Consider the following 21,766-nt stretch of genomic DNA (forward strand, 5'->3'; position numbering starts at 1 on the left):
TCAACCGAAGATCAACCGAAGAAGACCCCCACCTCGGAGTACAGCTCCGGGTCAACAGTCTTCAGCTTCGACGTAGCGTCAGCGATCGGCACCCGCACGATGTCCGTGCCCTGCAGCGCGACCATCTTCCCGAAGTCGCCGTCCCGCACGGCCTCGATCGCGTGCAGCCCGAAGCGCGTGGCAAGCCACCGGTCGAAGGCGCTGGGCGTCCCGCCGCGCTGGACGTGCCCGAGGACGGTGGTCCTCGCCTCCTTGCCGGTCCGCCCCTCGATCTCCTTGGCCAGCCACTCCCCCACGCCCGAGAGCCGCACATGCCCGAAGGAGTCCTGCGTCCCGTCCTTGAGGACCATCTCGCCGTCCTTGGGCATGGCCCCTTCCGCGACGACGACGATCGGCGCGTACGACGCCTTGAACCGCGAGGTCACCCAGGCACACACCTGCTCGACGTCGAAGCGCTGCTCGGGGATGAGGATGACGTTCGCGCCCCCGGCGAGCCCGGAGTGCAGCGCGATCCAGCCCGCGTGCCGTCCCATGACCTCGACCACCAGGACCCGCATGTGCGACTCGGCGGTCGTGTGCAGCCGGTCGATCGCCTCGGTGGCGATACCCACGGCGGTGTCGAAGCCGAAGGTGTAGTCCGTGGCGGACAGGTCGTTGTCGATGGTCTTCGGTACGCCGACGACGTTGATGCCGTACTCGTCGGTGAGCCGCGCGGCGACGCCGAGGGTGTCCTCGCCGCCGATCGCGATGAGGGAGTCGACCTCGTACTTGGCGAGGTTCTCCTTGATCCGGCGGATGCCGTTCTCCGCCTTGAGCGGGTTGGTGCGCGAGGAGCCGAGGATGGTGCCGCCCCGGGGCAGGATGCCGCGCACGGCCGGGATGTCGAGCGGGACGGTGTCGCCCTCCAGCGGACCGCGCCAGCCGTCCCGGAAGCCGACGAAGTCATAGCCGTACTCCTGCACGCCCTTGCGGACGACGCCCCGGATGACGGCGTTGAGCCCGGGGCAGTCGCCGCCACCGGTCAGTACTCCGATTTTCTTGGCCGCCATGGAAACGTCCCTTCGCCTCAGTGACCTGTATGCGACTCACGCTAATGGTGATACAGGTCACTCAGGGACGGTCAGGATGGTCAATTCCTGGCCGTTACAGGGGAGTTGATCACGCGAGTTCACCCTTATGAGGGGTCGCCCGAGGGTTCACGCGTCGTCGAGACCCCGCTCGATCGCGTACCGCACGAGTTCCACGCGGTTGTGCAGCTGGAGCTTGCCCAGGGTGTTCTGCACGTGGTTCTGCACGGTGCGGTGCGAGATGACCAGGCGCTCTGCGATCTGCTTGTAGCTCAGCCCCTTGGCGACGAGCCGCAGCACCTCGGTCTCGCGGTCGGTCAGCTGCGGCGCCTTCGGCTCGTCCGGGGTGCCGGGCGCCGGGTCGGACGCCAGGCGGCGGTACTCGCCGAGGACGAGGCCCGCGAGCCCCGGGGTGAAGACCGTGTCGCCGACGGCCGTGCGGCGCACCGCGTCGGTCAGCTCGGCGGTGGACGCCGACTTCAGGAGATAGCCGGTGGCGCCGGACTTGACCGCCTCCAGGACGTCCGCGTGTTCGCCGCTCGCGGAGAGGACGAGGACGCGCAGGGCGGGGTTGGCGGCGACGAGTTCCTTGCAGACCTGGACGCCCGGCTTCAGGGGCAGGTTCAGATCGAGTACGAGGACGTCGGGCGCCGCGGCCTGTGCGCGGCGCACGGCCTGCTCGCCGTCACCCGCCGTGGCGACCACGTCGAACCCGGCCTCCGCGAGGTCGCGGGCGACCGCGTCCCGCCACATCGGGTGGTCGTCGACGACCATGACCTTGACGGGGTCCTTGCCGCCATCGGCATCCCGCAGTTGCTGCTCGCTCATCGTTCCTTTCCTGCCTTCCCCCGTGGGACTCTCAGTTCTACTTCCGTGCCCTGGCCCGGCACCGAGATCAGCTCGGCCGTGCCGCCGATGTCCCGCAGCCGGCCCCGGATCGAGAGGGCGACACCGAGCCGCCCCTCCCCCTCGGCCTCGGCGAGACGGCCCTCGGGGATGCCGGGGCCGTCGTCCCGCACCGTCACGATCACCGCGTCCGGCTCGTCCTCGACCAGGATCCAGGCTCCGGCGTCCTGGCCCGCGTGCCGGTGGACGTTGTCCAGGGCGGCGCCGACCGCGGCGGCCAGCTCCCGGGCGGCCTCCGGCTCGAGGGCCACCGGGGCGCCCGGCTCCGAGACGGTCACCCGGGCGCCCGCGTACGGAAAGAGCAGGGACCTCAGGTCGCAGCTGTCTCCGTCGTCGGCGTCGTCGTCCGGCTCTTCCACCACGCGGACCACGGCCCCCATCGAGGCGTCCTCCGACTCGTGCGACGTCCGGACCAGGCCGCCCGCCACCAGCGTGCGCAGCGCGACCTCCTGCTCCCCCGCCATCCTGCCGAGCTCCGCCGCCTCGCCGCCGAGCGCGCTGCCGCGCCGCTGCACCATCGCGAGGACCTGCAGCACGCTGTCGTGGATGTCCCGGGCCAGACGCTCCCGCTCGCGGGTCGCGGCCTCGATCTCCAGGGCGCGGGCGAGGGTGCGCTCGGAGGCGCGGGCCACCTCGACGACGTATCCGATGGCGATGGACGCGATACAGACGAGCAGGACGTTGTGGAGCGTGTCCTGGGTGGGCCTGCCGCGCTGCGCGATGTTGGCGACGCCGACGAGGGCCGATGCGAACGCCGCCCACCGCCAGCCGCCCTTGATCGCGAAGGCGAGCACCGCGCCCGCCGTCCATATCGACGGCAGCGTCGGGCCGTCGTGGACGATCCGCTGGTGCGAGTCGGCGACCGGCGTGAGCAGGATGCCGACCAGCGCGATGGTCAGGTCGGTGATCAGGAACCGCTTGGTGCAGCTCGCCGCGTTGGCGACCTTCGGCAGCGTGCCGATGGTCCACCCCGCGAGCACCACGTAGTACGCGATGGCCACCCAGGGGCGGTCGAACTTCTCGTGCGCGGCCACGAAGAGGCCGATCGCGTACAGCATCGTCAGTACGCGGTAGCCGGTCAGGGCACGCCACAGCGGCTGCTCGACCGACATCCTCATGACGCGTACGCGCTTGGTCATCTCCCCCACCCCTTGGGCCGCCCGGCGGCTCCCCTGCGCCCGGCTCCCCTTTGCAGCGACGCGATTACGCGCCGGACCGTTCCTTCTCGGCCGCCGCGGCCGCTTTCTCCGCCTTCTTCTCCGCTTCCTTCTCGGCCTTCGCCGCCTCCGTGAGCCGCCGCTTCGCAGCGGTCGCGTACTCGTCGACGTACTCCTGGCCGGAAAGCTTCATGATCTCGTACATGACCTCGTCGGTCACCGCCCGCAGGACGAACCGGTCGTGCTCCATGCCGTGGTAGCGGCTGAAGTCGAGCGGTCTGCCGATCCTGATGCCGGGCCGCATCAGCTTCGGCATCACCTTGCCGGGCGGCTGGATCTTCTCCGTGTCGATCATCGCCACGGGGAGCACGGGCGCCCCGGTGGCGAGGGCCACGCGTGCGAGGCCGCCGGGCTTGCCACGGTAGAGCCTCCCGTCGGGCGAACGCGTGCCTTCCGGGTAGATACCGAAGAGCTCCCCTCGCTCCAGGACCTCGATGCCGCTCTTGATGGCCGCCTCGCCCGCGCCGCGGCCGCCGGAGCGGTCCACGGGCAGCTGGCCCACGCCCTTGAAGAAGGCCGCCGTGAGCTTGCCCTTCACGCCCGGAGATGTGAAGTACTCCGCCTTCGCGATGAAGGTGACCTTGCGGTCCAGGACCGCGGGCAGGAAGAAGGAGTCCGAGAAGGAGAGATGGTTGCTCGCCAGGATGGCCGGTCCATCGGCGGGTACGTTCTCAAGGCCTTCCACCCAGGGCCTGAAGCCGAGCTTCAGCGGCCCTCCGATGGCGACCTTCATTGCGCCGTAGATCAAACCGTGTGCCTCCTGTTATGTGTGGATCAGACCTTAACCCGCAGTAAGCCCAAAGGGCCCGACGACCCTGGTCGGTGTCAGTCCGGTCGCGTACGGTGAAGTACTCCCACCCCGCAGCCACATCTCACGAAGGAGACCGAAGTGCCGGTCCTCCCCGGAGCCGAGCCGTACCGCCACGAGGGCGGCGAGGTCGGCGTCCTCCTCTGTCACGGCTTCACCGGAACCCCGCAGTCCCTGCGCCCCTGGGCGGAGTACCTCGCGGATCGCGGCCTGACCGTCTCGCTCCCGCTGCTGCCCGGGCACGGCACGCGCTGGGAGGACCTCCAGGTCACCGGCTGGCAGGACTGGTACGCGGAGGTGGAGCGCGAGCTGCGCGGGCTCCTCGAGCGGTGCACGGAGGTCTTCGTCTTCGGCCTGTCCATGGGTGGCGCGCTGGCGCTGCGGCTCGCCTCGAAGCACGGCGACGAGGTGCGCGGCCTCGTCCTGGTGAACCCGGCGAACAAGGTGCACGGCCTGGCCGCGCACGCTCTGCCGTTCGCCCGGCATCTGGTGCCCACGACGCCGGGCATCTCCAGCGACATCGCCCTGGAGGGCTCGGAGGAACTCGCGTACAGCCGGGTGCCGCTGCACGCCGCCCACTCGTTGCGCCGGTTCTTCCAGCGGCTCGATCATGAACTGCCCCAGGTGACGCAGCCGTTGCTGCTGCTGCACAGCCCGCAGGACCATGTGGTGCCCCCGGCCGACTCGGCCAGGATCCTCAGCCGGGTGTCGTCCACGGACGTCACCGAGACCATCCTGGAACAGAGCTACCACGTCGCGACGTTGGACCACGATGCGGACCGGATCTTCGAGGAGAGCTACGCGTTCATCGGCCGGCTCGCCCCCAGTGTCGGTAAGGAAGGGACGGCCACCGGTGGCTGAGCAGGACCGAATCGAACCCGACGGCGACGAGAGCCGCGAGCCCGAGAAGCGTCAGGAGCCCGCCGAGGGCCAGGGCCTGCCGCTCGACGAGGACGCGGCCTGGCAGGCGATCGTCGCGGGGTACGGCCAGGAGCCCGCGGACCCGCCGGGCGCCAAGCCGTTCAAGTCCATCGAGGACCTGGCGCTGCTCGAACCGGAGACGAACGGGACGCCCGGGCCGGGCGACGAGAGCGCGAAGAACCTGACGGCCCCCGAGGACCCGGACGACTCCGGGTCCAAGAAGACGCTGGGCGGCTCCGTCTCCTTCGCCCCCGGCATCGGCGCCGGCCCGCGTGACTACGACGCCCCCGAGGCATCGGACGACGACCTCGGCGCGGACGACGAGGGCCACTTCGTCCCGCCGGAGCCGCCGCCGCTGCCCGCCGCGGACGTCACGGCGAAGTTCGCCTGGCTCGCGGTGCTCGGCGGCCCGCTGCTGCTTCTGCTCACCGTGCTGCTCGGCTGGCAGATGACGTGGTGGCTCGCGACGCTCAGCATCGGCGGCTTCCTCGGCGGCTTCGGCACCCTGGTGTCGCGGATGAAGGGCGACGACGACGAGGAGGGCGACGAGCCGGGCCGCGGGGCGGTCGTCTAGGCGCTCGCCGTCTTCCTGGCGGCGGGAATCCTGAGGGCGGCGAGCACCGGCAGGTGGTCGGTGGCCGCCCGCAGGTCCGCCTCGCTCACCCCGTCGAGCTCCAACGGCACGCCGCAGCCGAGGACTTCGACCCCCGCAGTGGCGAAGATCGCGTCGATGCGCTGATGCGGATCGCCCGGCGTCGAGGTGTTCTCGCCGCCCCAGGGAGCAATCTCCCAGCAGTCCCGCAGCTCCGAGGCGAGCCTGCGGAACGTACGCCCCTTGGGCCTGTCGTTGAGGTCACCGCCCGCGACGGCGTGCTCCACGCCCATCCCGGCAAGACGGTCGAGCAGCATCCCGCCCTGCTCGTACCGCTCGTCGGTCTGCAGGCTCAGATGGCAGCTCAGCACGCCGAGCCGGGCGCCGCCGAACCGCACGACGGCGGTGGCGAAGCCGCGCCGGTGCAGTCCCGGCGTCAGCGGGAGCAGCACGTCCTCGGTCCGCTCGACGGTGGCCCGCAGCGAGCAGAGCAGCGCGGGCCCGGACGCGGTGGCGCCGCCCGAGAGCACCACCAGGTCGGCGGCGCGGGCGAGCCGCGCCAGCTTCTTGCGCCACCGGAAGAAGCGGGGCGCCTCCTGGACCAGTACGAGGTCGGGCGCGCAGGCGGCGATGACCCTGGCCAGCGCGTCGGTGTCGTCCCGCATGGACCGGATGTTGTAACTGAGCACCCGGACCACGGCTGAACCGTCGTCGTCGGTCCGGGAGTTGGGCAGCGTCACCATGGGGATCAAGATACGCGCTGCGGGGTGCCGTCACGACGAGGCCCGCCGCCCCCGGCGGGGGACAGCGGGCCTCGTACGACAGGCGGGATCAGCGGGGACTAGCCCTGGCGTGCCAGGTCGGCGGCGCCCACGAGCCCCGCCTTGTTGCCCAGCTGCGCGGCGAGCACCTGCGCGTGCGGTCGCCACTGCCCGCCGATGAGCCATCGGCGGAACGACTTGCGGATCGGGTCGAGCACCAGCTCGCCCTCGTCGGAGAGGCCGCCGCCCACGATGAACGCGGAGGGGTCGAAGAGCGAGGCCAGGTCGGCCAGGCCCGCGCCGACCCAGCGGGCCAGCTCGCGGTAGGAGTCGACGGCGACGGGGTCGCCCTGCCGGGCCGCCTCGCTGATGTGCTTGCCCTCGATGCCCTCGACCGTGCCGTTGCCCAGTCCGAGGAGCAGCTCCGCGGCCTCCGGGGTGGCGTTGGCCCGCTGGCGTCCGTACCGGACGAGGGCACGCCCGGACGCGTACTGCTCCCAGCAGCCCTGGCTCCCGCAGCCGCACAGCAGCCCGTCCGGCACGACCCGGATGTGGCCGAACTCGGCGGCCACGCCGAAGCGTCCGCGCCGCAGCTTGTTGCCGATGATGATGCCGCCGCCGAGGCCCGTGCCCAGCGTGATGACGATGACGTCCTCGTGGCCCGCGCCCGCGCCGAAGCGGTACTCGCCCCAGGCCGCGGCGTTCGCGTCGTTCTCGACGACGACCGGCAGTCCGACCCGCTGCTCGACCTTGTCCTTGAGCGGCTCGTGGCGCCAGTCGATGTTCGGTGCGAAGAGAACGGTGGCGCGCTTGTCGTCCACGTAACCGGCGGCACCGATGCCGACGGCCTCCACGTCGTTCCCCTTGCCGGCCCCGGACACGGCGGCACAGATCGCGTCCACGATGCCTTCGGCGGTCGGCGGCGTGGGCACCTTGTGGGTGTCGAGAATGGTGCCCTCTTCGTCGACCACTCCGGCCGCGATCTTCGTGCCGCCGATATCGACGCCGATGGTGAGTCCCATGTGTCCCTCAGTTTCGGTCGAGCCCCGCTATGGGCAACCGTACCCGAGGGGTAGTCAGTCCAGGTCGATGTGTTCAGCGGGACCGGGGCCCTCGTCACGCGGGTCTGGGCCCTTCGCCGCGTCGCTCCCGCGGGTCCAGCGGCCCTCCTGGCCCTCGACCGCGGAGCGGTAGGCGGCGAGCAGTTCACCGCCGGCGGCGGCGAGGTGGTCGAAGACGTCGGGGTTGCGCTCGATGACCGGTTCGACGGCGGCCTTCGCCTGCTGGACGACCTGCCGCACGGTCTGCTCGACGGCGCCCTGCGCGACCGCGCCGAGCAGCGGCGTCTGGAGCCCGGACAGCTTCTCCGATACGGCGTCGACGAGCTTGCGCAGCTCCTCGCCCGCCGATCCGGGCGGCGTCCCGTACTGGGCACGGCGCCGGGCCTTCTCCGCGGCGAGGTCCTCGGCGCACGCCTGCTCCCACGCGTCGGCGTCGGCGCTGGCCGCTTCGGGTTCGGGCACTTCGTGCTCGGTGGCATCGCTCATGACGGACAGACTCCTGCGGAGAGCGGTCTATGAATTCGTACTCTCGACGTTACCCGAACGGCGGTAGCCCGTTCACCGTGTCTGCGGCCACAGATCGGGGTCGGGCGCGAACCGCACCCGCAGCTCGCCCTCGCGCAGCCCGGCCCCCGCGACCGAGCAGCGGCGCAGGGCGGAGGGCAGGGTCACCATGCGACGGAAGGGACCCGCGGTGACGACGATTTCGTCCCCGCGCCGGATCAGACCGAGCCCTTCGCGTACGGCGCCGGGGAGCGGAATGCGCCAGACCAGTACGCCCTCGTCGGCGAGGGAGTCGACGACGGGCCACCGCACGGCCTGAGGGGCCGGGGCGGGAGCGGGCACGCCGAGGGCGGTCAGGTCGTCGGCGCCGCGGGGGTCGCGCCCCAGGTGCGGGAGCGGGGTGAGGCGCTCGCCGTACGTCCCTTCCCACTCGCTCAGGGTCTTGCGCTGCTGGGCGATGAGTGCGGCGAACCAGGTGTCGGCGGTGTCATCGGGCAGGACGCGGTTGGCGTGCAGGGCGTCGGTGCGCAGTCCCTGCAGGGCGAGGCCGGTGGCGGCAGCGCGCACGGCGTCGGCGCCCGCGGGTCCCGGCTCGGCGACCAGGCGGACCGTCGTGCCCGGGTCCTCGATCACGGCCTGCGCGGCGGCGAGTTCGGTGTCCCAGCGGGCCGCGGTCTCGTACAGCCAGGCGGCGGGCATCGGGACGCCCGCGATGCGGCCGAGCATGGGCCGCAGGGCCCGGGCCGCCTGCCGCTCGGGCGGAAGGAGCCTGCGGAGGTAGCGGCGCAGCTGCTCGGGCAGCGCGAGGACCGCGAGGGCGCGGGGCATCGGGGGCAGGTCCACGACCACGGTGTCGTACGCGGCCTGTCCGGCGTCGCGCAGGGCACGCAGCAGGGCCAGCTCGTCGCTGCCGGGCAGGGGGGTGAGCTCCTCGCCTTCGAGGCGTCCGGCGCCGAGCAGGTCGAGCGCGGAGGCGGCACGATTCTGCAGGGCCAGGAGGTCGTCCCGGAACTCGTCGCCGGGGGCGAGCCGCTGGACGGTGAGGCCCTGCACTTCGCCGGTGTCGACCCGGTCGGCGGTGATCAGGAGGGTCCTACCGCCCTCGCGGGCGGCGGACAGCGCGGTGGCCGCGGCGACTGTGGTTCGGCCGGAGCCGCCGGGGCCGGTGACGAGGAGGGTGCGCATAAGGGTGAACGTTACGGGAGCCGGCGGGGGCTGACTGCCCCGCGGTGTCAGGCCTTGGGGCCCGACTCCACCCGCTTCTTCAGGCCCGCCAGCGCCCGGTCGGTGATGACCTTCTCCGCCTTGCGCTTGATCATTCCGAGCATGGGGATCTTGACGTCGACGGTCAGCCTGTACGTGACCTCCGTGCCCGCGCCCGCGGGCTTCAGGAGGTACGACCCGTCGAGCGAGCGCAGCATCTGCGACTTGACGAGGGTCCAGCTGACCTCGTTCTCGCCGGTCCACGTGTACCCGAGCGTCTGGTCGTCCTTGATCGCGCCCGCGTCCATGACGAGGCGGACCTGCTTGGCGCGGCCCTGGTCGTCGGTGTCGAGCACCTCCGCCTCCTTCACCTCACCCGTCCAGTCCGGGTAGCGCGCGAAGTCGGCGATCACCCCCATCACCTCGGCCGGTGCCGCCTCGATCGTGATGCTCGAGCTGGTGTGTTCCGCCATCGCTGTGGCTCCTCCAGATGCGGTCCGGTACGGGGGGTGGTGTGTACGTGTGTGACGCGTGAAGGCTACCGCGCACGAAGTGGCCCCCTGTCACCACTCCAGGGCCCACGGCCTGCCCGAGCTCGCGAAGTGCCCCACGTTCACACACTCGGTCGCCCCGATCCGCATCCGCCGGGTCAGGGGCTGGTGGACGTGGCCGAAAAGGGCGTACCGCGGGCGGGTCCTGTGAATGGCCGCGAGCAGTGCGCGGCTGCCCCGCTCGAAGCGGCGCGCGACGGTGTCGTACAGGAGCTCGGGCACGTCCGGCGGGATGTGCGTGCAGAGCACGTCGACCTCGCCGACGGCCTCGATCTTGGCCGCGTACTCCTCGTCGCTGATCTCATACGGCGTTCGCATGGGCGTGCGAAGGCCGCCGCCGACGAAACCGAAGACCCGGCCGCCGATCTCGGCCCGCCCGCCGTCGAGGACGGTGGTGCCAGGGCCCGCGTACTCGGGCCAGAGGGTCGGCATGTCGACATTGCCGTAGGTGGCGTACGTCGGTGTGGGGAAGGCGGCGAACATCTCGGCGTACTGCTTGCGCACCGCGCTCTCGATGGCGGGCCCGCGGTCCATGCCCGCCCACAGCCGCGCGCCCAGTTCCCTGGCCTCGTCGAAGCGGCGGGCGGTGCGCAGCTCGACGAGGCGGTCGGCGTTCTCCTTGCCGAAGAGGTCGGGGAAGATGCCGCGCGAGTGGTCGGCGTAGTCGAGGAAGAGGACCAGGTCACCGAGACAGACGAGGGCATCGGCTCCCTCGCCCGCGCGGGCGAGGTCCTCCGTGTTGCCGTGCACGTCACTGACCACGTTGACCCGGAAACCTGACATGCCGATCACCCTAGAACGAGCGGGCAAACGTGGGTAGAGGCATGGAGAAGGGGGCGGACCTGCGGTTACTTCCGAGTCGGGAATGGCGTGGCGTACTGTGCGGTTCAGACCACAACGACGTGTGACGCACCGAACATCTGGCCCGGACCCCCTACCGAACAAGCCATACCCATGGGTAACGTCCGGGCAGTCCAGTAGTGCTCCAGCCGCCTTTCCCCCCATTTCCACGGAGCACCTGCCCGATCTTGGACCGCACCGTCGCATCGCACAACGTCGTGGCGCCGGCGCCCTATGTAGGAGCAGCAGTCTTGCGCGAGTTCAGCCTTCCGGCCCTGTACGAGGTCCCTGCGGACGGCAATCTGACCGACATCGTCCGCAGAAATGCCGCGCAGCATCCGGATGTCGCCGTCATCGGCCGCAAGGTGAACGGCAGCTGGCAGGACGTCGACGCCAAGACCTTCCTCGCCGAGGTGCGCGCCGCCGCCAAGGGGCTCATCGCCTCCGGGGTGCGCCCCGGTGACCGCGTCGCCCTGATGTCCCGCACCCGCTACGAGTGGACGCTCCTGGACTTCGCGATCTGGAGCGCGGGCGCGGTCACCGTGCCGGTGTACGAGACCAGCTCGGCCGAGCAGATCCAGTGGATCCTGGGCGACTCCGGCACCGTCGCCATCATCGTCGAGCTGGACGCGCACAGCGCCGCCGTCGACTCCGTGCGCGACCGCCTGCCCGACCTGGTCAACATCTGGCAGATCGACCGCGGCGGCGTCGACGAGCTGAACCGCGCGGGCGCCGACGTCTCCGAGGAGACCGTCGACGAGCGCGGCGCCGTCGCGGGCGCCGACGACCCGGCCACCATCGTCTACACCTCGGGCACCACGGGCCGCCCCAAGGGCTGCGTGCTCACCCACCGCAGCTTCTTCGCGGAGTGCGGCAACGTGGTGGAACGCCTCAAGCCCCTCTTCCGCACCGGCGAGTGCTCGGTGCTCCTCTTCCTGCCCGTCGCCCACGTCTTCGGCCGCCTGGTCGAGGTCGCCGCCCTGATGGCGCCGATCAAGCTGGGCCACGCGCCCGACGTCAAGAACCTCACGGACGAGCTCGCGTCGTTCCGGCCGACGATGATCCTGGGCGTTCCGCGCGTCTTCGAGAAGGTCTACAACTCGGCGCGCGCCAAGGCCCAGGCCGACGGCAAGGGCAAGATCTTCGACAAGGCCGCGGACACGGCGATCGCGTACAGCCGCGCGCTCGACACCCCGAGCGGCCCTTCGCTCGGGCTGAAGATCAAGTACAAGACGTTCGACAAGCTGGTCTACAGCAAGCTGCGGGCCGTCCTCGGCGGGCGCGGCGAGTACGCGATCTCGGGCGGCGCACCGCTCGGCGAGCGCCTGGGCCACTTCTTCCGCGGCATCGGCTTCACGGTCCTGGAGGGCTACGGCCTGACGGAGTCGTGCGCGGCCACCGCCTTCAACCCGTGGGACCGCCAGAAGATCGGCACGGTCGGCCAGCCGCTGCCGGGATCGGTCGTCCGGATCGCCGACGACGGCGAGGTGCTGCTGCACGGCGAGCACCTGTTCACGGAGTACTGGAACAACGAGGGCGCGACCGAAGAGGCGCTGGCCGACGGCTGGTTCCACACCGGTGACATCGGCACCCTCGACGAGGACGGGTACCTCCGGATCACCGGCCGCAAGAAGGAGATCATCGTGACGGCGGGCGGCAAGAACGTCGCTCCCGCGGTGATCGAGGACCGCATCCGCGCGCACGCGCTGGTCGCGGAGTGCATGGTCGTGGGCGACGGGCGGCCCTTCGTGGGGGCGCTGGTCACGGTGGACGACGAGTTCATCGGCCGCTGGGCCTTGGACCACGGGAAGCCCGCGGACTCCACGGCGGCGTCGCTCCGGGAGGACCCGGACCTTCTCGCCGCGATCCAGACCGCGGTGGACGACGGCAACGCGGCGGTCTCCAAGGCGGAGTCGGTGCGCAAGTTCCGCGTTCTGTCCTCCCAGTTCACGGAGGAGTCGGGGCACCTGACTCCGTCGCTGAAGCTGAAGCGGAACGTGGTCGCCAAGGACTACGCGGACGAGATCGAGGCGATTTACCGCGGGTAGCGTTGGCGGGGGCGCCCACTCGCCGTGGGGGGCGCTGCTTTCTCGCGACCTCCGGTCGTGGCTGGTTGCTCGCGCAGTTCCCCGCGCCCCTTAAGGGGCACAACCCCCGTGCGCCTCGCGCTCCTGGCGGGCGCAGCCCCGTTCAGGGGCGCGGGGAACTGCGCGGCCAGCCCAGTCGCCCAGCCACCCCCGGCGGCAACCCAGCAGGCGCTCAGAGCAGCTCCCTCAGCCTCTCCGCCAGGAGATCCCAGCGCCACCGCTCCTCCACCCACTCCCGGCCCCGCTCCCCCATCCGCGCCCGCAGCTCCGCATCGCCGAGCAGGGGGATGATCCGGTCGGCGGCCGCCTCCGGGGAGCCGCCCCGGACGACCCAGCCCGTCTCCCCGTCGAGCACCGCGTCCGGCGCCCCGCCGGAGTCACCGGCCACCACGGCGAGCCCCGTGGCCGAAGCCTCCAGGTACACGATCCCGAGGCCCTCCACGTCAAGGCCGCCCCGCCGGGTCCTGCACGGCATCGCGAAGACGTCACCCGCGCCGTAGTGCGCGGGCAGTTCCTCCCACGGCACCGCCCCGGTGAACCGCACGGAGTCCGAGACCCGGGTCTCGCCGGCCAGCTTCCGCAGCTCCTTCTCGTAGGGCCCGCCGCCCACGACGAGCAGCACGGCCTCCGGCTCCGCCGCCAGGATCCGCGGCATGGCGAGGATCAGCGTGTCCTGCCCCTTGCGCGGCACAAGACGCGAGACGCACACCACGACCGGCCGGTCCGTCAGGCCGAGCCGGGCCCGCACCGCGTCCCCGCCCGAGCCCGGGTGGAAGGTCTTCTCGTCGACGCCGGGCGGTAGTTGGACCATCCGTCCGGCCGCCGCAGGCGAAAGCGCCGCGGCGATGCGCGAGCGCGTGTACTCACCCAGATAGGTGACCGTGTCCGTCGAGTCGCCGATGCGGCGCAGCAGTTGGCGTGAGGCGGGCAGCTGCGCCCACCCCGCCTCGTGTCCGTGTGTCGTGGCGACAAGGCGCCGCGCGCCCGCCTTGCGCAGCGCCGGTGACATGAGCCCCAGCGGCGCCGCGGCCCCGAACCACACCGACTCGCAGCCGTGCTCCCGCAGGAGCGAGACCGCGCGCCGCGTGACGCGCGGGGTCGGAAGCAGCATCGTCGTGGGGTCGCGTACGACCTTGAAGGGTTGCTCCGCGTCGAAGGCGGCCGTGGCCTCGGCGCCCTCACGGCCCCGCTTCCACGTGGAGGCGTAGACGACGAGCTGTTCGGGGTCCAGGCGCAGCGCCATGTTGTGCAGGAACGCCTGGATGCCACCGGGCCTGGGCGGGAAGTCGTTCGTGACGATCAGGGTCTTGTGCATCGTCGCCGACAGTACCGAAAGCCGCGGAGGGCGTGGGACGGCCTCGCCTCCCGGACGGCCCCGCCTCTTGGCCCAGCCCCGGCCCCGCCCGGCATCATTGACCCCCGAACCACAATGAAGTATCCGAAAAGGGGCGTGGTGCGCGTGGTGCGGATCCTGACCGTCTGGGTCCTGACCAGGACCGTGCTGCTGCTCTGCGTCCTCAAGGTGCTCACCGCCCCCGGCCCCGACGTGACCAGTGACGTCGCCGTCATCTACCAGGGCTGGTACGAGGTCCTGCGCACCGGCACCTTCCCCCTCGACGACGTCACCTGGCAGTACCCGCCCGCCGCCGCCCTCGCGGTCCTCTCCCCCGCCCTGCTGCCCTTCATGGACTACACGTCGGCGTTCTTCGTGCTCGCCCTCCTCGCCGACGCGCTCGTCTGCGGGCTGCTCCTGTACGCGGGCCGGCGCCCCGGCAAGTCCCTCCGGGGGGCCTGGGTCTGGGTCGTGGGAGTGGCGCTGCTCGGGCCGACCGTGTACGCCCGCTACGACGTGATGGTGACGGCCGTCGCGGTCGCCGCGCTGCTCGCCGGGGCCCGGCACCCCCGCACGATGGGGGCGCTCGCGGGGTTCGGCGCCCTGCTCAAGGTGTGGCCCGCCCTACTGCTCATCGGCATGCCACGCGCGCGTGCCACCCGGAGTTCCTGGGGCGCGGCGGTCGTCACCGCCGTCGGCCTGACACTCGCCTTCCTGGTGACGATGCCCGGCGCACTCGCCTTCCTGACCTTCCAGCGCGACCGCGGCACCGAGGTCGAGTCGCTCGGCGCGCTCGTCTTCCACGTCGCGCGCCACCTCGGCTGGCAGGGCGACGTGCAGCTCAACTACGGCTCGGTGGAGTTCCTCGGCCCCTACGTCACGCTCGTCAGCACCCTGGCGCAGGGGCTCTCCGTGGCGGCCTTCTGCTGGCTCCTGGTGTGGCGGATTCGCGCGCGCGTCTGGTCGGCGAGCACGGTCGCGGACGCGGCCTTCGCCGCCGTGCTGCTGTTCACGGCGACGAGCCGGGTGATCAGCCCGCAGTACCTCCTGTGGCTGGTCGGGGCCGCCGCCGTGTGCATGGCGTTCCGCGGCAGCCGCATGGCGCCGCCCGCGCGCCTGGTGCTCGCGGCCACGTTCGTCACGTTCCTGGAGTTCCCCATCTGGTTCTCGCACGTGGTGGCGAGCGACCCGCTGGGCATCGCCCTGCTCCTCGTGCGCAACGGCCTGCTCGTCGCGGCGGCGCTGCTCGCCTGCCGGAACCTGTGGCGGCAGACGGTGTCCGAACCGCGGGCCCGTGAGCGCGCTTCGGCGTCCGGAGAGGTCAGCCGAGCTCCGCACGCAGATACGTACGCCACCGCGCCGTGAACTCCTGCGGAGTGATGTCCAGGACGTCCCGCAGCGCGTCCTGGACCGCGCCCGGCTTCTTCTTGTGCGTGCCGACCTCTTCGTAGAAGCGCGTCAGCGGTTCCTCGCCCCACTGGTCCGCGATCATCCGGCAGGCCAGCCACGACCCCTCGTACGCCTGGGCGAGCCTCCCCACGTCCCCGCTGAAGCCGAAGTCGTCGTCCTCGGGGAGCGTGCCGGGCAGTTCATCGCGCTGGACGGCGCGGCGCAGTTCGGGGGCGGCCTGCGCGGCGGTGCGGCCCGTGCCGCGGTAGCCCACCCAGTCGGCGAATCCTTCGGAGAGCCACAACGGGGTCGCCTGGGAGGTCTCCGCGCGGGTCGCGACATGGGTCGTCTCATGGGTGAGCACGACCTGCTTGCCGAAGTCGCCGAGCACGCCGTACGCCTCGGGGTTGACGATGATCCGGTCGGCGGGCGCCGCCCCGGAGCCGCCCGTCTCCCCTGTGGTCACCGCCGCGATCCCCTGATACCCGGAAGCGGGCGCCCCGAGCAGCCCGGCCATGCCGTCCAGGGACTTGGGCACCATGACGACGACCCGCCCGGGCCACTTCCCCCGCCAGGCGTCCCCCACCAGGGGAACCGCGCGGTCGGCGAGGTGCGCGTACTCGCGCAGCGTCGACTCGTCCCGCTCGCCGCGCCCGACGCCGAGCACGAGGCTGTGAGCGCCCCGTACGGACGTCACGGGCCCCTGGTCCCAGAGTTGCTGCGTGGCCTTCTTCGCGGGCCGTTCAGCGGTGACGTACCACCGTCCGTCGCGCTCCTGGAGCGTGAGCGCGCGCGAGGTGGTGAGCGGTTCGCTGTCGTAGCCCTTGATCCGGTACCGGAGGTCGGCGGTCGCCGTGGCCCGCGTGCCGCTGCGCTCGAAGGCGGTCAGGCGGTACTGCCAGGACTGGAGCGGGACCTCGCGGAGGTGGTCGTAGGCCTCGGCGGCCCCGGCATCGCGGCCCGTCGCGCGGTAGGCCTTCGCGTCCCGGTCGAGCAGCGCCTCAGCGCGCCGGTCGAGCAGCCTGCGCACGTCACCGGGCGCGGCATCGGGCGCCGAGGGACCGCCGCACCCGACGAGCAGGGCGACACACATCCCAAGGACCCACGACCCACGCCCGCGACCAGCCACGTTTCAGATCGTAAGGGCAGCGGGCCGCGGACCGCCGGTCAGATCCGCGTCACCGATGACACCGGCATCATGCCCACCGGGTCGTAGCGCACGGGGGCGCCGGGATAGGGCGCGTGCACGACCTGGCCGTTGCCCATGTACATCCCGATGTGGCTGGCGTCGTCGCGATAGGCGACGAGGTCACCGGGCTTCGCCTGGGCGAGCGGCACCTGGCGCCCCGCGTACCGCTGGGCCTGCGAGGTGCGCGGCAGACCGACTCCCGCCTGGGCGTACGACCACTGCGTGAGGCCCGAGCAGTCGAACCCGGAGGGGCCGTTGGCGCCCCACACGTAGGGCTTGCCGACGGCCGACCTGGCCGCCGCCATCGCTGCGGCGGCCCGCGACGAGGACGGCCCGGCGCTCCCGAGGTCCGGCATCTCCTCGCGGCCCGAGCGCGAGGCCCTGTCAAACTCGTCCCGGTCCTGCGAGGGCAGCGAGTTGAGCAGTTGACGCGCCTTGGCGAGCTTGTGCTCGACGCTTCGCTTGTGGCGGGCCACAGCGGTGCGGCTCTTCTCCAGCTCGGAGAGCTTGCGCCCGGCCTCCGTGCGCTCCTGGGCGAGGCTGCGCTGGGCCCTCTGCAGATCGGTCAGCTCACCGGCCTGCCGGGCGCTGATGCGGTCGAGCGCCGCCGCCTTGTCCAGATAGCCGTCCGGGTCGGAGGAGAGCATCAGGGCGAGGGAGGGATCGATGCCGCCCGAGCGGTACTGCGCCCCGGCGAGCGAACCGAGCGCGCCGCGCATGGTGTTGATGCGCTCCTGGCCGCGGGCGACGCTGTCCTTGGCCCGCTCGACCTGCTCGCGCAGTGTGTCCGCGCGCTCGTCGGCCTTGTTGTACGCCTCGGTGGCCTTCTCGGCCTGCTCGAAGAGGCGGTCCACCTTGGCCTTGGTGGTGGCCGGAGTGTCCTGCGGCGCGGCGCCCGCCGGTGCGGCGAAGGCGGCCGCGGCGGTTGCCGCGGCGGCTGACAGGACGGTTACGCGCGTGCTCCGGTCCAGGCCGGACGGCGCGAGACGACGATGGGACCCCACGGGAAGCCGCTCTCCCTTCGCTGACGGACCCCCGGACGAAGGACGAACCGGGGGAAAGTCCCCCCGATCCGTCGGGGGATGCGCGCGACAGTAGCCGTGGGATCACGTCACGGCCAAAGACCCGGCCGTGTACACAACGTGACGCCCCGCCGGAGACGCAGGTCACCGACGGGGCGCGGGGTCAGCTGGAGTTGCCGGAATTCGCCCGTTCGGACGGCATGCCGGTCGTTTCAGATGCGGACGCCGAACTGGAAGGAGCCGATCGTGGACATCGACTCGTAGCGCACGACGGCGCCCGGCTTCGGGGCGTGCAGCACCTGGCCGTTGCCCGCGTAGAAGCCGACGTGCGCCAGGCTGTTGAAGAACACCAGGTCGCCGGGCTTGAGCTCGCCACGGCCGATCTTCGTGCCGTCGTTCTGCTGGGTGTACGTGGTCCGGGTGATCTGCACACCGGCCTGGTTGTACGCCCACTGCGTGAGGCCGGAGCAGTCGTAGGAGTTGGGTCCGCTGCCACCGGAGACGTAGGGCTTGCCGATCTGCGTCGCCGCGGCGCTCAGGGCGGCCTGGCCGCGCTGCGATGCCGGGACCTCCTTGCCGAGGTCCACGCGGTCGCCGGCGTCGCGGCTCGCGCGCGTCTCCTTGGCGGCGAGCTCCTGCTTCTCCTTGGCGGTGAGGGTGTTGAGCAGCTTCTGGGCCTCGCCGAGCTTGCCCTGGACTTCCTTCTTCTTCTTGCCCAGTTCCTTGCGCGTGTCCGCGAGGTCCTTGAGCTTGTCGGAAGCCTCCTTGCGCTCCTGCGCGAGGGCCCGCTGCTTCTCCTGGACCTTCTTGAGCGCCTCGACCTGCTGACCGCTCAACTGGTCCATGGTGGACGCCTTGTCGAGGTAGTCGTCCGGGTCGGCGGAGAGGAAGAGCTGGACGGAGGGGTCGATGCCGCCGGAGCGGTACTGCGCGCTGGCCATCGAACCGAGGCCGCCGCGCAGGTCGTTGAGGTCCTCCTGGCCGCGGGCGACCTTGTCCTGAAGCTCGCCGATCTCCTTCTCGAGCTTCTCCTGCTTCTCCTTGGCGCCGTTGTAACGGTCGGTGGCCCGGCCCGCGTCCTCGTAGAGCTTGTCGACCTTGGACTTGACCTCGTCCTTGCTCGGCTTCTCGCTCGGCGTCGCGTTGGCCGCCTGGGAGGTGAGTGCGACGGCAGCGGCGGCGGTGGCGGTGAGCACGGTCACGCGCGCGCGGCTCGGCTGCTTGGGTCGACGGTGGGACGCCACGAAGGCGGCTCCTTCTTCCTCCAGCCGCCTACCGAGACCCGGTCGGCGGGTACCACCGCTGTCACCCCGGATGGGTGATCAACCGAGCGGAGGTTCGAGGCGAGACCCTAGTGACCTTCTTGTGATCAGTTCAAATCCTGACCGACAAAAAGTGGACTGCGGGACGCATATTTTACCGATAACGCACAGGCGGTAATGATCAATTGACACTGCGTCGCGCCGGCGGCATCCCAATTCGGGCATAGGGAACAGGAGTTACTCCATACCCCTTAGCCCCGCGAATGCGGCGTACGTCAGCTTCGCGAGAGCCGCTTCAGGAGGACGGCCGAAGCGACGGGCCGCGCCCCCGCCTTCGCGATCCCGTCGGCCACCTCGCGGTCGGTCGACACGACGACCACGGGGCGCCCGGGAGGCTCGGCGCGCACCAGTTGGCGGATCAGTTCGTCCGCGGTGACGCCCGGCTTGGAGAACAGCACCCGCACACCCCGCGGCGGCGCGAGCAGCACGGGCGCGGCGAGTTCGGCGCCGTCGAAGACACAGGTCATCTCGGCGCCGGTCTGTGCGGCGAGCTGCGAGAGCGAGCCGAGCAGCCGCAGCCGCTGTTTCTCCAGGGGCATCGTGGGATAGCCGGTCTTGGTGACGTTGTAGCCGTCCACGACCATGTGGGCCTGCGGCAGCGCGAGCAGCTGGTCCAGGATCGCCGGGTCGTTCTCGGAGAGGGCGCGGGCGGCGATGTCCTTGGGCGTCATCCGCCCGGGCTCGACGGCGTCCACTGTCTCGGCGGGCCTTACGGAGACGGGCGGCAGGGCCAGTTCGCGGCGCAGCCCCTGCGCCGACTCAAGGACCGTGTCGAGCAGCAGCCGCACCCGCATGTCCTCGACGCTGCGGCCCTCGCGCGCCGCCCTGCGGCTGGCCTCCAGGGCGGCCTCGGTCTCGCTGAGCCGTGCCTTGAGCCGCCGGGTCTCGCTCTCGGCGGCGGACAGTTGCGCCTGGCCGTCGGCCCGTGCCGCGTCGTGCTCCGCGGCGGCCTTGCGCAGGGCCGCCTCGCCGCGCTTGACGTCGCTGAGGGCGCCGCGCAGCTTGCGATGCATCGATTCGGCTTCCTTCTTCGCCGACTCGAGCTCCGCGCGCAGCCGTTCGGTCTCGGCCTTCGTATGGCCGCGGGCCGCGGAAAGTTCCTCGCGCAGCCGTTCGAGCTCGGCACGCGTCTCGTCGTCCACGCGCTCGGCGTCCGCCCGCTGGGCCTCCTCGCCCGCGGCGGTCACCAGCTTCACCCAGCCGGTGGGACGCAGCACATAGGCCGCGGCCGCCACATCGAGGGGGTCCGCGGCCGGGGGCGGTGAGCCCGCGTCCAGGGCGCCGGTGAGCTCGGGCTGCGTCTCTCTGAGACGTTCGCCGATGCGCTGGCGGAAGAGCGCGTCGCCCTCCAGGGCGGCCGCCATCGCGTTGCCCGCGAACTTCGTGCGCCGGGTCGGCGTGAAGCGGGCGTACTGCCGCAGCTGTGCGGGCAGTTCGCCGACCGTGAGGCCGCCGAAGCCGTCCGAGACGATCTGGACGACCCGTCGGCGCACTCCGTCGGGCAGCGGACGGTCGAGCACCTCAGCGGTGCCGTCGTCCGGCTCCCCGCTTGCGCTCTCCACCATCCGTCACCCCACTAGCTGTGCGGGGCCCGCTCCCTCAGGAGCCGGCGCCCGGCCTGTCCACGAGTTCCACCTGGTCCACCGCGTTGCACCAACGGCAGCGCACCGACTCGATGGTCTCACTGACCACCTCGCGTTCCTCGATGTTCGACTCACCGGCCAGGTCGAGGTGCACGTATTCGACGACCTTCGAACTGCGGGTCACGTCGAACCGCGTGAGGTTGCCGCAGAGCTGGCAGCGCCACCTGGTGGTGTCGGTCGGCAGAGGAACCGTCATCGTGGCTGTTCGCTTTCCTTCGGAATTCCATGGTGCGTGGTGCCCGTAACCCTAAGGCCTGTAAGGGTCTCCATGCGGCGGCCTCCCACGCGGCGGGGCGGTCTGTACGGTTTACTGCACTTACGTCATGCTCTGTCCCATGATCAAGACATGGGGTACGACGGTGGGCCGGATGCTCAAAGAGGAGTCCGCCCCGGTGACGTACGGCCTGATCGCCGTCTGCTGTCTGGTCTTCCTGATCTCGCCGGTGTCCGGGCTCAATCCCGCGTACGGCATCGGCGATGAGCTGATCGCCGCCCAGCAGGCCTACTTCGAGCGCTGGGGCGTGATCCCCTCGCAGCTGTTCAGCGGGGCGATGCGGCCCCTGCTCGCCCCGGCCACCGCGTTGTTCGTGCACGGCAGCTGGCTGCATCTGATCGGCAACATGCTGTTCCTCTTCGTTTTCGGGGCGATGGCCGAGCAACGGATGGGACACCTCCAGTTCGCGCTCTTCTATCTCGGCTGCGGCTATCTCGCCCTGTTCGCCTACGCGGTCGCGCACGCGGGCTCCCACCAGACCCTGGTGGGCGCGTCGGGGGCGATCTCCGCGGTGCTCGGCGCCTTTCTCCGACTCTTCCCCAAGGCGCGGGTCACCAGCCTCTTTCCGTTCCTCTTCTTCCTGCCGCTGCGCTTTCCGGCGTGGGTGGTGCTGCCGTTCTGGGTGGTGCTGCAGTGGCTCGCGGCGTGGCAGGGCGTGGCGGGGCCCGGAGTGGCGTATCTGGCGCACCTGGTCGGGTTCTCCCTGGGCTTCATCTACGCGTGGGGGCTCTGTAGGTGGACAGCTAGAGTGAATAAGCCAGTACCGGCTACCGAGGGAGACAGTCAGCCGTGATCACCGCGATCGTGCTCATCAAGACCAGCGTGGACCGGATCCCGGAGATCGCCGAGTCGATCGCCGCCCTCGACTGCGTCAGCGAGGTCTTCTCCGTGACCGGCACGTACGACCTCATCGCCATGGTGCGCGTCGCGCGCCACGACGACCTGGCCGACGTCATCCCCGGCAAGATCAGCAAGATTCCGGGCGTGGAGGCGACGGACACGCACGTCGCGTTCCGTACGTACTCGCAGCACGACCTCGAAGCGGCGTTCGCGATCGGCCTCGACTCCTAGGCTCG

22 protein-coding genes are annotated in these 21,766 nt (G+C 71.2%); 6 read left to right on the forward strand and 16 right to left on the reverse strand.

Annotated features, from left to right (window positions below):
- Positions 1–11: 11 nt before the first annotated feature.
- The 4 genes from ACZ5WE_RS01970 to ACZ5WE_RS01985 form a co-directional block, all read right to left on the reverse strand.
- A complete protein-coding gene (locus ACZ5WE_RS01970; RefSeq protein ID WP_467690416.1) occupies positions 12–1,049 on the reverse strand; it encodes a 6-phosphofructokinase in 1,038 nt (345 codons plus the stop codon).
- A gap of 147 nt (positions 1,050–1,196) precedes the next feature.
- Positions 1,197–1,895, reverse strand: coding sequence for a response regulator (locus ACZ5WE_RS01975; protein ID WP_467690418.1), 699 nt, complete (start codon positions 1,893–1,895; stop codon positions 1,197–1,199).
- Entirely contained in the window at positions 1,892–3,112 is a 1,221-nt protein-coding gene (gene macS, locus ACZ5WE_RS01980) for a MacS family sensor histidine kinase (RefSeq protein ID WP_467690420.1), read from the reverse strand. Before macS ends, ACZ5WE_RS01975 begins: the two co-directional genes overlap by 4 nt.
- 64 nt (positions 3,113–3,176) lie before the next feature.
- On the reverse strand, positions 3,177–3,923 hold the full coding sequence (locus tag ACZ5WE_RS01985) for a lysophospholipid acyltransferase family protein (RefSeq protein WP_467690903.1): 747 nt from the start codon (positions 3,921–3,923) through the stop codon (positions 3,177–3,179).
- A gap of 156 nt (positions 3,924–4,079) precedes the next feature.
- Between ACZ5WE_RS01985 and ACZ5WE_RS01990 the strand changes: the two genes are divergently transcribed.
- Together ACZ5WE_RS01990 and ACZ5WE_RS01995 are read left to right on the forward strand one after the other, a co-directional pair.
- On the forward strand, positions 4,080–4,859 hold the full coding sequence (locus ACZ5WE_RS01990; protein WP_467690422.1) for an alpha/beta hydrolase: 780 nt from the start codon (positions 4,080–4,082) through the stop codon (positions 4,857–4,859).
- A complete protein-coding gene (locus tag ACZ5WE_RS01995) occupies positions 4,771–5,493 on the forward strand; it encodes a hypothetical protein (protein ID WP_467690424.1) in 723 nt (240 codons plus the stop codon). Before ACZ5WE_RS01990 ends, ACZ5WE_RS01995 begins: the two co-directional genes overlap by 89 nt.
- Here ACZ5WE_RS01995 and ACZ5WE_RS02000 read toward each other — a convergent pair.
- The 6 genes from ACZ5WE_RS02000 to ACZ5WE_RS02025 form a co-directional block, all read right to left on the reverse strand.
- Positions 5,490–6,254: an endonuclease/exonuclease/phosphatase family protein gene (locus tag ACZ5WE_RS02000; RefSeq protein ID WP_467690426.1), complete on the reverse strand. Its 765-nt coding sequence runs from the start codon at positions 6,252–6,254 to the stop codon at positions 5,490–5,492. The genes ACZ5WE_RS01995 and ACZ5WE_RS02000 overlap by 4 nt on opposite strands.
- A 98-nt stretch (positions 6,255–6,352) precedes the next feature.
- Entirely contained in the window at positions 6,353–7,294 is a 942-nt protein-coding gene (locus ACZ5WE_RS02005) for an ROK family glucokinase (RefSeq protein ID WP_467690428.1), read from the reverse strand.
- 54 nt (positions 7,295–7,348) lie between these two features.
- Positions 7,349–7,819: a DUF5304 domain-containing protein gene (locus ACZ5WE_RS02010; RefSeq protein ID WP_467690429.1), complete on the reverse strand. Its 471-nt coding sequence runs from the start codon at positions 7,817–7,819 to the stop codon at positions 7,349–7,351.
- 72 nt (positions 7,820–7,891) lie between these two features.
- Positions 7,892–9,022 (reverse strand): ArsA family ATPase, encoded by a 1,131-nt coding sequence (locus ACZ5WE_RS02015; RefSeq protein ID WP_467690431.1) that lies wholly within the window; start codon positions 9,020–9,022, stop codon positions 7,892–7,894.
- Positions 9,023–9,069: 47 nt separating this feature from the next.
- Complete coding sequence (locus tag ACZ5WE_RS02020) at positions 9,070–9,513, reverse strand: SRPBCC family protein (protein WP_467690432.1); 444 nt, start codon at positions 9,511–9,513, stop codon at positions 9,070–9,072.
- Positions 9,514–9,603: 90 nt separating this feature from the next.
- A complete protein-coding gene (locus ACZ5WE_RS02025; RefSeq protein ID WP_467690904.1) occupies positions 9,604–10,353 on the reverse strand; it encodes a metallophosphoesterase family protein in 750 nt (249 codons plus the stop codon).
- 329 nt (positions 10,354–10,682) lie between these two features.
- Here ACZ5WE_RS02025 and ACZ5WE_RS02030 point away from each other — a divergent pair, with 329 nt between their 5' ends.
- Positions 10,683–12,479, forward strand: a complete 1,797-nt coding sequence (locus ACZ5WE_RS02030; RefSeq protein ID WP_467690433.1) for an AMP-dependent synthetase/ligase — start codon at positions 10,683–10,685, stop codon at positions 12,477–12,479.
- A 211-nt stretch (positions 12,480–12,690) separates the two neighbouring features.
- Here the strand turns inward: ACZ5WE_RS02030 and ACZ5WE_RS02035 are convergent, their stop codons facing one another.
- Positions 12,691–13,833: a glycosyltransferase family 4 protein gene (locus ACZ5WE_RS02035; RefSeq protein ID WP_467690435.1), complete on the reverse strand. Its 1,143-nt coding sequence runs from the start codon at positions 13,831–13,833 to the stop codon at positions 12,691–12,693.
- A 114-nt stretch (positions 13,834–13,947) separates the two neighbouring features.
- Between ACZ5WE_RS02035 and ACZ5WE_RS02040 the strand changes: the two genes are divergently transcribed.
- Positions 13,948–15,216, forward strand: a complete 1,269-nt coding sequence (locus ACZ5WE_RS02040) for a glycosyltransferase 87 family protein (protein ID WP_467690437.1) — start codon at positions 13,948–13,950, stop codon at positions 15,214–15,216.
- Here ACZ5WE_RS02040 and ACZ5WE_RS02045 read toward each other — a convergent pair.
- From ACZ5WE_RS02045 to ACZ5WE_RS02065, 5 genes are all read right to left on the reverse strand, one after another.
- Positions 15,173–16,333 carry a hypothetical protein gene (locus ACZ5WE_RS02045; protein ID WP_467690905.1) on the reverse strand — a complete coding sequence of 387 codons (1,161 nt, stop codon included), beginning with the start codon at positions 16,331–16,333 and terminating at the stop codon, positions 15,173–15,175. The two genes, ACZ5WE_RS02040 and ACZ5WE_RS02045, sit on opposite strands and share 44 nt — an antisense overlap.
- A 74-nt stretch (positions 16,334–16,407) precedes the next feature.
- Entirely contained in the window at positions 16,408–17,433 is a 1,026-nt protein-coding gene (locus ACZ5WE_RS02050; protein WP_467690439.1) for a C40 family peptidase, read from the reverse strand.
- Between the two features lie 230 nt (positions 17,434–17,663).
- Positions 17,664–18,695, reverse strand: coding sequence for a C40 family peptidase (locus ACZ5WE_RS02055; RefSeq protein ID WP_467690441.1), 1,032 nt, complete (start codon positions 18,693–18,695; stop codon positions 17,664–17,666).
- A 293-nt stretch (positions 18,696–18,988) separates the two neighbouring features.
- On the reverse strand, positions 18,989–20,338 hold the full coding sequence (locus ACZ5WE_RS02060) for an NYN domain-containing protein (RefSeq protein ID WP_467690443.1): 1,350 nt from the start codon (positions 20,336–20,338) through the stop codon (positions 18,989–18,991).
- Positions 20,339–20,372: 34 nt separating this feature from the next.
- On the reverse strand, positions 20,373–20,612 hold the full coding sequence (locus ACZ5WE_RS02065) for a hypothetical protein (protein ID WP_363208279.1): 240 nt from the start codon (positions 20,610–20,612) through the stop codon (positions 20,373–20,375).
- 139 nt (positions 20,613–20,751) lie between these two features.
- On the opposite strand from ACZ5WE_RS02065, the gene ACZ5WE_RS02070 reads away from it, so the two are divergent.
- Positions 20,752–21,483 carry a rhomboid family intramembrane serine protease gene (locus tag ACZ5WE_RS02070; protein WP_467690445.1) on the forward strand — a complete coding sequence of 244 codons (732 nt, stop codon included), beginning with the start codon at positions 20,752–20,754 and terminating at the stop codon, positions 21,481–21,483.
- A complete protein-coding gene (locus tag ACZ5WE_RS02075; RefSeq protein WP_160504590.1) occupies positions 21,480–21,761 on the forward strand; it encodes an Lrp/AsnC ligand binding domain-containing protein in 282 nt (93 codons plus the stop codon). Before ACZ5WE_RS02070 ends, ACZ5WE_RS02075 begins: the two co-directional genes overlap by 4 nt.
- The last annotated feature ends 5 nt before the right edge of the window (positions 21,762–21,766 follow it).

Source organism: Streptomyces sp. NPDC033180 (genome assembly GCF_055577645.1).